The organism is Paenibacillus sp. CAA11 (assembly GCF_003060825.1).
Classification (GTDB): Bacteria; Bacillota; Bacilli; order Paenibacillales; family Paenibacillaceae; genus Fontibacillus.
In genome coordinates, this window is the sequence record NZ_CP028922.1 from 1 (window position 1) to 12,500 (window position 12,500).

Consider the following 12,500-nt stretch of genomic DNA (forward strand, 5'->3'; position numbering starts at 1 on the left):
GTGGACAGCCATACCTCTGAATTATGGCAGCAAATTTTATCTATTATCCAAACCAAACTCAGCAAACCGAGCTTCGATACCTGGTTTAAAGCAACCAAGGCTGTCTCTTTCTCGGACAAGAGCGTCGTCATCTCCGCTCCGACGACTTTCGCCGTGGAGTGGCTCGAGAGCCGCTATACCAAACTTGTCGCCACAACCGTTATGGAAGTGCTTGGCAAACAGGTGGATGTCTCTTTCGTCATTGAAGAAGCTAAGCCGTCCGAGCCTGCTCCGGCGCAGACGCCAGCTCCAGCACCCGTGATAAGTGAAGACAACGGTTCGCACATGCTAAATCCGAAGTACACCTTTGATACCTTCGTCATTGGATCCGGCAACCGCTTTGCTCATGCGGCATCCCTTGCTGTAGCTGAAGCTCCTGCACGGGCTTATAACCCGCTGTTTCTGTACGGAGGCGTTGGACTTGGCAAGACCCACCTGATGCATGCGATCGGCCATTATATCTTGGAACATAGCCCAAGCAGCAAGGTCGTTTACATCTCATCAGAGAAATTCACGAATGAATTTATCAATTCTATTCGCGATAACCGCGCGGAGAGCTTCCGCAATAAGTACCGTAACATCGATATTCTGCTGATTGACGATATTCAATTTCTGGCGGGGAAGGAATCGACCCAGGAAGAGTTCTTCCATACCTTTAATGCACTGCATGAAGAGCGCAAGCAGATTATAATCTCAAGTGACCGGCCGCCCAAAGAGATCCCAACCCTGGAGGAACGGCTTCGTTCCCGGTTCGAATGGGGACTGATTACGGATATTCAGCCGCCGGATTTAGAGACACGGATCGCCATTTTGCGCAAGAAGGCTAAAGCAGAGAACTTGGATATTCCGAATGAGGCTATGATGTATATCGCAAATCAAATTGATACCAACATCCGGGAGCTTGAAGGGGCTCTTATTCGTGTCGTAGCCTACTCATCCCTTATTAATCAGGATGTGACCACCCACTTAGCTGCTGAAGCGCTGAAGGACATCATTCCTTCCAGCCGTCCTAAGATGATTACCATTCAGGACATTCAGCAGAAAGTTGGCGAATACTACAACCTTAGGCTTGAGGATTTCAAAGCCCGTAAAAGAACGAAGGCTATTGCATTCCCTAGGCAAATCGCGATGTATTTATCCCGGGAATTAACGGATTACTCGCTGCCGAAGATCGGGGAAGCTTTTGGAGGACGGGATCATACTACCGTTATTCATGCGCATGAGAAGATCTCCCAGCATTTGAAGACAGATCAGGAGCTATTTAAGATTATCAATAACATCACAGAGAAAATTAAGAGTTCAACCTGATGTTCACAAGTGGATAACTTGTCAACGATAGATTCAGAGCCTATGCACAATCTATACACATGTGGATAGGCTCCATTTCGTGTTAAAATTAGTGTTATCCACATATTCAGTGCCCCTATTACTAATACTACTGTTTTTATTAATAAATACATCATCATATAAGCGGCAGATCGAAGCTTCGCTGCGCTGCTGACTACCGGCGCTCTGTCAGGCAAAAAAGAGGAACCGGACCTTCCAATACGTTTAGGAGTGAAACCATGAAAATCCGCATCTTAAAAACCGAACTCAATGAATCCATTCAGCATGTGTCCAAAGCTATTTCCAGCCGTACAACGATTCCTATTCTGACAGGGATTAAACTTGATGTTAATTTCCAAGGTGTTACCTTGACGGCTAGTGATACGGATATCTCGATTCAGGCGTTCATTCCGACCGAGGAAGACAACAAAGAGATTGTTCATATCGAACGCCCTGGCAGTGTTGTACTGCCCGCTAAATTTTTTGTAGAGATTATTAAGAAACTTCCGTCACCTGAAATTGAGATGGAAGTGAAAGATGGCTTCCAAACCTACATCCGTTCCGGAGCTACCGATATTCAAATGGTCGGTCTTGATCCTGAAGAGTACCCAGTACTTCCAAGCGTAGAAGAGGATCAAGTAATTTCTGTTCCAGGAGACCTGCTTAAGAATATGATTAAGCAAACCGTATTCTCTATTTCCACCCATGAGACAACCCCAATCTTGACCGGGGTACTCTGGAATTTAAGCGATGGCATGTTCAAATTTGTAGCTACCGATCGTCACCGTCTGGCCAGTCGGGAGGCTTCGCTAGCTAATTCAGAGGGAGTACGCTTTAGCAATGTAGTTATTTCCGGCAAAACGCTTAATGAGTTAGGCAAAATTATTCCCGACCAGAACACCATGGTCGATATCGTAGTAGCTGATAACCAAGTCCTGTTTAAGATTGACCGGGTGCTGTTCTATTCCCGGATTTTGGACGGAACTTACCCGGATACTTCTAAAATTATTCCGACAAGCTATAAAACAGAACTGGTTGTGGATACAAAAAAACTTAGTGAATCCATCGACCGCGCTTATTTGCTGTCTCGTGAAGAGAAGACCAATATCGTTCGCCTTCAGACCTTGGATGACGGAACTATCGAAATCTCATCCAGCTCCTCCGAGCTGGGGAAGGTAACGGAGCAGCTGGAGGCAGCTGAATTCTCCGGAGATCCGCTTCGCATTTCGTTCAACTCCAAATATATGCTCGACGTGCTGAAAGTCGTGGAAAGCGAACAACTCCATATCGGCTTTACCGGGGCAATGAGCCCGATTATCGTAAAGCCTGTGGATGACAGCCGCAGTCTCTATCTGATCCTGCCTTATCGGACGACGAACTAAGGAATAAGACAACTTGGCAAGGATGATTACAGAACAAAGGAGTTTTCAACTTGAAAACTGTAACGATTCACAGCGAATATATTAAGCTCGATCAATTTCTTAAGCTTGCTGACTGTGTTCCTACCGGGGGCATGGCCAAAGCGCTTCTTCAGGACAATATGGTGAAAGTGAATGGAGAGCCAGAGGATCGCCGCGGACGCAAGCTTTATCCAGGCGATACCGTTGAGGTGGAGGACGCAGGCCTCTTTCAGGTAGCAGCGAAGTAAGCTCCCTAGAGCTATCCCTAAGCCTTGTGCAAGGTTATAGGACAGCGGGAGACAAGGGGGCATCCTACAAATGTTTGTCAAAAACTTGAGTCTTGAGCATTATCGCAATTATGGGGAATTGAAGCTCGATAGCTTTGGGAGTGTGAATCTACTCCTTGGCCGCAATGCGCAAGGGAAGACCAACCTGCTGGAAGCCATCCTCGTTCTGGCGCTCACCAAATCGCACCGCACGTCTAAGGACAAGGAGCTGATCTCCTTTCAAGCAGACGCTGCGGTGCTTGCCGCGCAGGTAGAGAAAAAGTACGGCCCAGTCAACCTAGAGCTGAGGCTTTCCTCGCAAGGGAAGAAGGCTAAGCTCAATGGCCTGGAGCAGCGGAAGCTCAGTGATTTTATCGGTGCACTAAATGTGGTGATGTTCGCACCCGAGGATCTTGAAATTGTGAAGGGAACTCCCGGTGTACGCCGCAGATTTTTGGATATGGAGATCGGTCAAGTGGTTCCAAGCTACCTGTTCCACCTTCAGCAGTATCAGAAGATTCTGGTACAGCGTAATAACATGCTGAAGCAGGCTTGGAATGCCGGGCCTGAGATGCAGGCTATGCTGGAGATCTGGAATGAACAGCTTGCAGAGCATGGTGTTAAAATCGTGAAAAGAAGGAAACAATTTATAAGAAAGCTGCAAAAGTGGGCTGCGGACATTCATTATGGAATTACGGACGGAAGCGAGACACTGGAATTATCCTATCTACCCTCCTTCAGTGAGCCTGAAGAGGAAGAAGAAGCTGTCTTATTAGAGCATTTTATGATAAAGTTATCACAAATGAAGGATCAGGAGATCCGGCGAGGGATGACTCTGGCCGGTCCGCATCGTGACGATTTGTCCTTTTACATCAACGGCAAGGAAGCACAGGTATACGGATCCCAAGGTCAGCAGCGGACGACAGCTTTATCGCTCAAACTAGCCGAAATAGAACTTATTCATGAGGAGATCGGGGAATATCCGGTGCTCCTGCTTGATGATGTGCTCTCGGAGCTGGATCCCTATCGTCAGACTCAGCTGATCGAGACTTTTCAAAGTAAGGTGCAGACGTTCATCACCGCTACCGGGATGGAGAGCATTAACGCTAGCCGGCTGAAGGACGCTAGTATTTTTCATGTACAGGACGGTCAAGTGTTGTCCTAAAGGATGGGAGGAAGGGAAAGTGTACATTCATTTGGGCGGAGAGAAGGTAATATCCTCAAAAGAGCTGGTTGCCATCTTTGATATTTCCATTGAGAAATCTTCTAAGATCTCCAAGCAGTTTGTGAGCCATGCGCAGAAATCAAAGAACGTAGTCCAGATTGGAGAGGAAGAAGCCAAGTCCATCGTTGTCACAAAGCAAACGGTATACTATTCCCCTATATCCTCAGCAACCCTTAAGAAGAGATCCAACACTTTTTTTGCATAGAGTTATGAGCATAGCTAGTAGTTATACCAATTTACGAGAAGCCCGCAGTATGATCAGGGCACATTCTAATCCATAGAAGTAGGTGAAGGCATGTCTATCAACGAACAATCGTATGATGAAAGCAATATACAGGTGCTGGAGGGACTGGAGGCTGTTCGCAAACGTCCGGGGATGTATATCGGTTCCACCAGCGCCAGAGGGCTGCATCATTTGGTATGGGAAGTAGTGGACAACAGCATCGACGAAGCGCTGGCCGGCTATGCCAATAAGATTGACGTGATTGTTCATCAGGATAACAGCGTTACCGTAGTAGATAATGGACGCGGTATTCCTGTAGGTGAGCATCCGAAGATGAAGAAGTCTACGCTTGAAGTCGTCATGACTGTCCTGCACGCAGGTGGTAAATTTGGCGGTGGAGGATACAAGGTATCCGGCGGTTTGCATGGTGTAGGTGTTTCGGTTGTGAACGCCCTATCCACCAAGGTCATCGTAGAGGTTAAGCGTGACGGACACATCTATCAGCAAGAGTATCACCGCGGTGTTCCGCAATATGATGTGCGGATTATCGGGGATACGGAGGAGACGGGCAACAAGACGACATTTACGCCCGATCCTGAGATTTTTACAGAGACTACGGTATTTGACTACAATACGCTGGTGACACGGATTCGGGAACTTGCCTTTCTTAACAAGGGTATTAATATCACTCTGCACGATGAGCGTACGGGTGAAGGAGGTTCCTATCATTACGAAGGCGGGATTATCGAGTATGTGAAGTTCCTGAACCAGAACCGGGAAGCACTTCATGAACAACCAATCTATGTTGAAGGCTCAAGAGATGCTATCCAGGTTGAGATCGCTCTGCAATATAACGATAGCTATACCGAGAATATTTACTCTTTTGCCAATAATATCAACACGCATGAGGGCGGTACGCATGAGTCCGGATTTAAGAGTGCGCTGACAAGAATTATTAATGATTACGCCCGCAAAGCGGGAATGATCAAAGATAATGACTCCAATTTATCCGGTGACGATGTCCGTGAAGGTTTGACGGCTATTATCTCCGTGAAGATTCCTGAGCCGCAGTTCGAGGGTCAGACCAAGACCAAGCTTGGGAACAGTGAAGTCCGCGGGATTGTCGAATCCCTTTTTGCGGAGAAGCTTCAGGAATTCATGGAGGAGAATCCGTCGGTATCTCGTCGTGTTCTGGAGAAGGCTCTGCAAGCCTCACGCGCCCGGGAAGCTGCGCGTAAGGCACGTGAGCTGACACGCCGTAAGAGTGCACTTGAGGTTAGCTCCCTGCCCGGAAAGCTGGCCGACTGCTCCTCCAAAGATGCGTCGATCAGTGAGATGTATATCGTCGAAGGTGACTCGGCTGGCGGATCTGCCAAGCAGGGACGCGACCGGCACTTCCAGGCGATTCTTCCGATCCGCGGTAAGATTCTGAACGTAGAGAAGGCGAGACTCGACCGGATCTTGGGCAATGCTGAGGTTCGTGCGATTATTACGGCTCTGGGAACCGGTATTGGCGAGGAGTTCAATTTAGAAAAGGCTCGTTACCACAAAGTCATTCTGATGACAGACGCCGACGTTGACGGCGCTCATATCCGTACCTTGCTGCTTACGTTCTTCTTCCGCTTCATGCGCCCAATCATTGAGGCCGGCTATGTCTACATTGCACAGCCGCCGCTGTTCAAGGTTGAGCGCAACAAAGTGATTCGCTATGCGAATTCGGAGAAAGAGCGGGATGCGATTATTGCTGAGTTTGGCGAAGGCGCCAAATACAATGTACAGCGGTATAAAGGCCTTGGAGAGATGAACGCCTCCCAGCTGTGGGAGACGACGATGGATCCGGAGAGCCGCACGATGCAGCAGGTTTCTATCTCTGACGCCATTCTGGCGGATGCCCTGTTCGACAAGCTGATGGGGGACAATGTGGAACCGCGCCGTGAGTTCATTCAAGAGCATGCCAAATACGTGAGAAATCTGGATATCTAAGCAGAAGACGGTTGCCTGTTTTGGCAGCCGTCTTTTTTTGTAGATGATAATACGAGATTAGTAGGCTCTTCTCTTTGCACGCAGCCGCCCATATCTTACGGCATACCTACGTATTCTTTTGTAAATGGTCTTATCTTTAAGCCATTTAAAGGGGAAAAGAGCTGGCTTGGTATTGACCTCTAATATCCAAAGTTTAAATTCTGCATCCACTGCAATATCCAGCCCAATTTCTTTGAGTTTGGGGTACTTTCTTGAGAGCTGCTGTCCTACACGCTGTCCTAGGCCGCGCAGCTCTGTAATAAACTGAGCCATCCGGTGAACGTCCATATAACCTTTCAAAAGCTCATTTACTGGGAAGGAGCTGCCTCCATTATGATGGTTAGTGACAATCTTCTGCAAAGCTGCCACACGGCCGATATAGCCGGTAGTCTCCCACATATTACGGTAATTTTTCTGCACCAGCACGCGAAGATCAAAACAACGCTCATTGTAGGTAAGCAGGCGGATCCCCTTCTGCATGATATAGGGGCGTTGGCCAATCCTCTCCTGCAATACGGGAAAAACCTCTTCTAAAGTTGCAAAGCTATCGCTTTGGATTCCTGAGCGCAGTGTCAGCACCGTGATGTTCGGATCCTGTTCAGAAGGGACCCTCTCCAAGTTCATGACACCCTGGCCGTAAGTTCCGCAATCAGGTTTAAGGTAGATGAGCCCGTAAGTATCCAGCATAGGCTGTAAGTGCTCCAAACCAAAAAGCTGAGTTTCGGGAATATACGGCTGCAAATCATCTTTCATCAGTAGCACCTTAGTTTTTTCCCACTTACTTGCAATTCGCTGTATGCCCAATAGTGATTCATTCCCTTCTACAGAACTTTATGGCGTTTCCTTAAGCTGAAGGCAGAGAATAGCAGAGGACAGAAGAGAAAAACAATGATATAATTATAAGATATGGGGATTTTCCATATTTTTTGATGATTTAAGGAAACGCCTATATTTGTAGTGTATGTGACCATAGCGAAATGGGAGTGGACACCTCCCCATTTTGATTGGTAATTGGGATAAAGGCTCGCGATCTGATGTTTAATTGTGCTGAATTTGTGAAAGTAATATAATGGATGTTAGCGATTTTATTCAGGAATGCGGCTTTATTTATTCATCCCATAGATAAATACACTGTAATCATTGAGGGAGGCTCAGCATGGCGGAAGATAAACAACCGCAAATTGTGGATCGTGACATCGGAGTCGAAATGCGTGAATCTTTCATGGATTATGCGATGAGCATTATTGTAAGCCGCGCTCTGCCGGATGTCCGTGATGGACTTAAGCCGGTGCATCGTCGTATTTTATACGCGATGTCAGAGCTAGGCATGTCGCCAGATAAGCCGTATAAGAAATCGGCGAGAATCGTCGGCGAAGTCATCGGTAAGTACCACCCGCACGGCGACTCGGCGGTTTATGAATCCATGGTACGGATGGCACAGGATTTTTCAATGCGTAATATGCTTGTGGATGGACACGGGAACTTTGGCTCCATAGATGGTGACTTTGCTGCAGCAATGCGGTATACCGAAGCTCGTCTGTCTAAGATTGCTATGGAACTGCTGCGTGACATTAATAAAGAGACCATTGACTTTATGCCGAACTATGACGGCGAAGAGCAGGAGCCGGTTGTGCTTCCGGCACGTTACCCTAACCTGCTGGTGAACGGTGTCTCCGGGATCGCTGTCGGTATGGCAACCAATATACCGCCTCACAATCTTGGCGAAGTCATTGAAGGCGTTCAAGCCTTGATCGAGAATCCGGAGCTGACTTCATTGGATCTTATGAATTATATCCAAGGTCCGGATTTTCCAACGGCAGGCTTTATTTTAGGACGCGAGGGTATTCGCCAGGCTTATACAACAGGACGGGGCTCCGTCACCATGAGAGCTAGAACGGAAATTGAAGAGGTTAACAATAAGGCCCGCATCATTGTAAATGAACTGCCTTACCAAGTTAACAAAGCGCGTCTGGTGGAGAAAATTGCAGAGCTTGTAAGAGAGAAGAGAGTCGAAGGAATCACGGATCTGAGGGATGAGTCCGATCGTAATGGAATGCGGATCGTCATTGAGCTGCGCCGTGACGTGAACCCGAACGTAGTGCTGAATAATCTTTACAAGCATACAGCGCTTCAGACAACCTTCGGTATCAATACGCTTGCTATTGTGAATAACGAGCCGAAAATTCTTACTCTGCAAGAAGTGCTGCAGCATTATATTAATCACCAGATTGAAGTCATTCGCCGCCGGACAGAGTATGACCTTAAGAAGGCAGAGGCCCGCGCCCATATTCTCGAAGGATTGCGGATTGCTCTTGACCATATTGATGAGGTTATCGCTCTGATTCGTTCATCAAGTTCTGATGAAGAGGCGCGTGAAGGCTTGATCAGCCGGTTCGGCTTAAGCTATGAGCAGGCTCAAGCGATTCTCGATATGCGTCTGCGCCGGTTAACCGGCTTGGAACGTGAGAAGATCGAGAACGAGTATAATGAGCTGATGGCTAAAATTGCGGAATACCGCGAGATTTTGGCCAGTGAACAGCTTGTGTTAGGCATTATCAGCCAGGAACTGCAGGAAATCAAAGAGAAATATGCCGATGCACGCCGTACAGAGATTACAATCGGTGAAGAGAGCATTCTTGACGAGGATCTGATCCCGCGGGAAGAGGTTGTCGTTACGATTACCCACACGGGCTATATCAAACGTCTTCCTGTTACAACCTACCGCAGCCAGAAGCGTGGAGGCCGTGGGATCATGGGAATGGATACGAAGGATAACGACTTTGTTGAGCATCTGTTCGTGACCAATTCTCATAACTACTTGATGTTCTTTACCGACCGCGGTAAAGCTTACCGGATTAAGGCTTATGAAATTCCTGAGCTTGGCCGGACAGCTAGAGGGACTCCAATTATCAACCTGATTCAGATTGAACAAGGGGAGAATGTGAATGCGGTTATCCCGGTTGAACCTGATGAAACTGATAAATACCTGTTCTTCGCCACCCGCCATGGTATTGTGAAGAAGACGCCGCTGAACGATTACGTCAATATTCGTAAGGGCGGATTGATTGCTGTCAATCTGCGTGAGGATGATGCGCTGATTGAAGTGAAGCTTACCGACGGGAATCAAGAAGTTATCTTGGGAACGGCGAACGGTATGTCTATCCGCTTCCCAGAGCGCGATGTGCGTTCCATGGGACGGGGTGCAACCGGGGTTAAGGGGATTACGCTTGATCCATCCGATGCCTTAATCGGGATGGATGTAATCGAACCTGGACAAGACATTCTGATTGTCACGACCAAGGGATATGGCAAGCGTACGCCAGAGGGCGATTATCGTGTTCAGAGCCGTGGCGGTAAAGGGATTAAGACTATCAACGTGACCGAGAAGAATGGTTCTGTCATCGCGCTGAAGCTGGTTAAGGATGAAGAGGATCTGATGATCATCACCAGCAGCGGTACGCTGATCCGGACGAGTATGGCCGGTATATCAACTATGGGCCGATATGCTCAAGGCGTGAAGCTGATTAATATCCGGGACGAGGATTCGGTTGCTACGGTATGTAGAACAGATAAGACTGAAGAACAAGATGACCTGCTTGAAGGAGAAGATCCTGTAAGCGTGGAAGAGGAACTGCTTGACGCGGCAGGAACAGATGATGAAATTGTCGCACCGGAGATGAGCGATACTCCAGACGATATCGAGCAGGAATAGTATAGCTATAGTCAGACGAAACGGATCTCCATATATGGAGATCCGTTTTTACTATTTCAGAAGAGTTGATCTTTTTGACAAAGCAAGATTGTTACTACACTAAAAGACGTATATAATGACTGTGTTAAGCAGTTTTTCAAAAACATAATTAGTACTTTAGCCTAATGAGAATGTGAGCGAGGTAACGATAATGGCAAGTGTTCCGATTTCAGAGATAAAACCCGGTTTAAAAGTGGCTAGTCCAGTGCATACTCCTTTAGGCGGTTTGTTAATGCCGAAGGGAAAAATTCTTCTACCCAGAGACCTGGATATTTTACAGGCTTTCCTTGTTACAGAGGTTGAAATTGATGGTGCAGAGGACAAACTAGGCAACAAGAAGGAAGCAGCAAAGGGGAATAGTTCAAATAGCCCTGTTACTGCGGAACCTATAAAGACAGCTGCAAACCAATTTCAAAGCGAGTATGATCGAATGCTGAATTTGGTGAAGAGCGCGTTTCAGTCTGTGCTTGCATCCAATTTACCTGTGTATGAGCTGCGCAACCAGCTGGAGCTGTTGATCGGGCAAATCAAATCTTATAACATCTTGACCTTCACGCCTCGCGCGATGAATGAGTATGACTATGTATATCATAATGCAATCTTATCTGCTCTAACCTCTTATACACTTGCTCAGTGGTATGGACTTCCTCAGAAGGATTGGATGCAGGTTGGCTTGGCCGGTTTGCTGCATGATATAGGTAATGCCAAGGTGGACCCTAAGCTCCTCTATAGCCCGCTCCCCCTGAACTCTGAAGAGACAGAAGAGGTTCGGCTTCACACCACCTATGGATATCAGATGCTTCGCAGTATTGCGGCCCTTAATGAGGGCGTTAGATTAGCAGCATTGCAGCATCATGAGAAAATTAACGGCTCAGGTTATCCTTTGCGTCTGACGGGGGATAAAATCCATGTTTACGCCAAAATTGTCGCGGTTGCTGACATTTTCCATGCTATGACATTAAAGAAACGGTATCGTAAAGCCCAATCCCCTTATTTGGTGTTGGAACAAATTCAGTCAGAAGCATTTGGCAAGCTAGACCCTGGTGTTGTTCAAACCTTTATCAGCAAAGTAACTCAGCTTCACAATGGTATGAAGGTGAGACTGAGTAATGACGCAATTGGTGAAATTATATTCTCAGACCGAGATCATCCTACCCGCCCGATGGTATCTGTTCAAGGAGACATTATTAACTTGGAACAGCAGCGTCAGATCTATATTGAGGAAGTTTTATCCTAGGGTTGACGAGAGGCGAACAAGTAAGGTATAGTTAATAAGCTTCTTCTACAGGGCATAAGCGAATTTGATTTTAGAACAAAATATTTTGTCGAAAAAAAGCTTGCATTATGCTCGGTAGCATGGTATTATATAAGAGTTGGTGATGATGAGTCGCTAACAAAGAAGTTTGATCTTTGAAAACTGAACAACGAGTGAGATATACAATGAGAGATTAAGTTTTCTCGTCAGTTTCAAAATGAGTCATCAAACAATTTTGATGGAAAGCCACTCCCTTCGGGTGAGTAGATCCTTCCATCTTGGATGAAAAATCGTCCGGTTCTTGTCGGAAGATTTGTTCATCCTTTATTGGAGAGTTTGATCCTGGCTCAGGACGAACGCTGGCGGCGTGCCTAATACATGCAAGTCGAGCGGAGTTATTTAGAAGCTTGCTTCTAAATAACTTAGCGGCGGACGGGTGAGTAACACGTAGGCAACCTGCCTGTAAGACTGGGATAACTACCGGAAACGGTAGCTAATACCGGATACACAAGTTCCTCGCATGAGGGATTTGGGAAAGACGGAGCAATCTGTCACTTACGGATGGGCCTGCGGCGCATTAGCTAGTTGGTGGGGTAACGGCTCACCAAGGCGACGATGCGTAGCCGACCTGAGAGGGTGAACGGCCACACTGGGACTGAGACACGGCCCAGACTCCTACGGGAGGCAGCAGTAGGGAATCTTCCGCAATGGACGAAAGTCTGACGGAGCAACGCCGCGTGAGTGATGAAGGTTTTCGGATCGTAAAGCTCTGTTGCCAGGGAAGAACGCTTGAGAGAGTAACTGCTCTTAAGGTGACGGTACCTGAGAAGAAAGCCCCGGCTAACTACGTGCCAGCAGCCGCGGTAATACGTAGGGGGCAAGCGTTGTCCGGAATTATTGGGCGTAAAGCGCGCGCAGGCGGCCATTTAAGTCTGGTGTTTAATCCTGGAGCTCAACTCCGGGTCGCACTGGAAACTGGGTGGCTTGAGTGCA

9 protein-coding genes and 1 rRNA gene (1 of these 10 running past the window's edge) are annotated in these 12,500 nt (G+C 47.3%); 9 read left to right on the top strand and 1 reads right to left on the bottom strand.

The window, feature by feature from the left end; all coding sequences use genetic code 11:
* The 6 genes from dnaA (at window position 1) to gyrB (ending at window position 6,462) form a co-directional block, all read left to right on the top strand.
* Window positions 1-1,347, top strand: coding sequence for a chromosomal replication initiator protein DnaA (dnaA, locus tag DCC85_RS00005; RefSeq protein WP_108463729.1), 1,347 nt, complete (start codon window positions 1-3; stop codon window positions 1,345-1,347).
* A gap of 257 nt (window positions 1,348-1,604) precedes the next feature.
* Window positions 1,605-2,747, top strand: a complete 1,143-nt coding sequence (gene dnaN, locus DCC85_RS00010) for a DNA polymerase III subunit beta (RefSeq protein ID WP_108463730.1) — start codon at window positions 1,605-1,607, stop codon at window positions 2,745-2,747.
* A 50-nt stretch (window positions 2,748-2,797) separates the two neighbouring features.
* Window positions 2,798-3,013: a S4 domain-containing protein YaaA gene (gene yaaA / locus DCC85_RS00015; RefSeq protein ID WP_108463731.1), complete on the top strand. Its 216-nt coding sequence runs from the start codon at window positions 2,798-2,800 to the stop codon at window positions 3,011-3,013.
* A gap of 70 nt (window positions 3,014-3,083) precedes the next feature.
* A complete protein-coding gene (recF, locus tag DCC85_RS00020; protein ID WP_108463732.1) occupies window positions 3,084-4,196 on the top strand; it encodes a DNA replication/repair protein RecF in 1,113 nt (370 codons plus the stop codon).
* A gap of 19 nt (window positions 4,197-4,215) precedes the next feature.
* Window positions 4,216-4,461, top strand: coding sequence for an extracellular matrix regulator RemB (gene remB / locus DCC85_RS00025; protein ID WP_108463733.1), 246 nt, complete (start codon window positions 4,216-4,218; stop codon window positions 4,459-4,461).
* 90 nt (window positions 4,462-4,551) lie between these two features.
* The gene (gene gyrB / locus DCC85_RS00030; protein ID WP_108463734.1) at window positions 4,552-6,462 is read left to right on the top strand and encodes a DNA topoisomerase (ATP-hydrolyzing) subunit B; all 1,911 of its coding nucleotides are present in this window, start codon (window positions 4,552-4,554) and stop codon (window positions 6,460-6,462) included.
* A gap of 57 nt (window positions 6,463-6,519) precedes the next feature.
* On the opposite strand, the gene DCC85_RS00035 is transcribed toward gyrB, so the two are convergent.
* Complete coding sequence (locus DCC85_RS00035) at window positions 6,520-7,305, bottom strand: YheC/YheD family protein (protein ID WP_108463735.1); 786 nt, start codon at window positions 7,303-7,305, stop codon at window positions 6,520-6,522.
* A 352-nt stretch (window positions 7,306-7,657) separates the two neighbouring features.
* Between DCC85_RS00035 and gyrA the strand changes: the two genes are divergently transcribed.
* From gyrA to DCC85_RS00050, 3 genes are all read left to right on the top strand, one after another.
* Window positions 7,658-10,213: a DNA gyrase subunit A gene (gene gyrA / locus DCC85_RS00040; RefSeq protein WP_108463736.1), complete on the top strand. Its 2,556-nt coding sequence runs from the start codon at window positions 7,658-7,660 to the stop codon at window positions 10,211-10,213.
* Between the two features lie 190 nt (window positions 10,214-10,403).
* Window positions 10,404-11,489: an HD-GYP domain-containing protein gene (locus tag DCC85_RS00045; RefSeq protein ID WP_108463737.1), complete on the top strand. Its 1,086-nt coding sequence runs from the start codon at window positions 10,404-10,406 to the stop codon at window positions 11,487-11,489.
* A 342-nt stretch (window positions 11,490-11,831) separates the two neighbouring features.
* Window positions 11,832-12,500: ribosomal RNA gene (locus tag DCC85_RS00050) — 16S ribosomal RNA — on the top strand (it continues 887 nt past the right edge of the window).

Bases quoted from the DNA above. Each gene is read 5' to 3' on its own strand.
- gyrA (WP_108463736.1), top strand. From the start codon at position 7,658: ATGGCGGAAGATAAACAACCGCAAATTGTGGATCGTGACATCGGAGTC.
- DCC85_RS00045 (WP_108463737.1), top strand. From the start codon at position 10,404: ATGGCAAGTGTTCCGATTTCAGAGATAAAACCCGGTTTAAAAGTGGCT.
- recF (WP_108463732.1), top strand. From the start codon at position 3,084: ATGTTTGTCAAAAACTTGAGTCTTGAGCATTATCGCAATTATGGGGAA.
- dnaN (WP_108463730.1), top strand. From the start codon at position 1,605: ATGAAAATCCGCATCTTAAAAACCGAACTCAATGAATCCATTCAGCAT.
- gyrB (WP_108463734.1), top strand. From the start codon at position 4,552: ATGTCTATCAACGAACAATCGTATGATGAAAGCAATATACAGGTGCTG.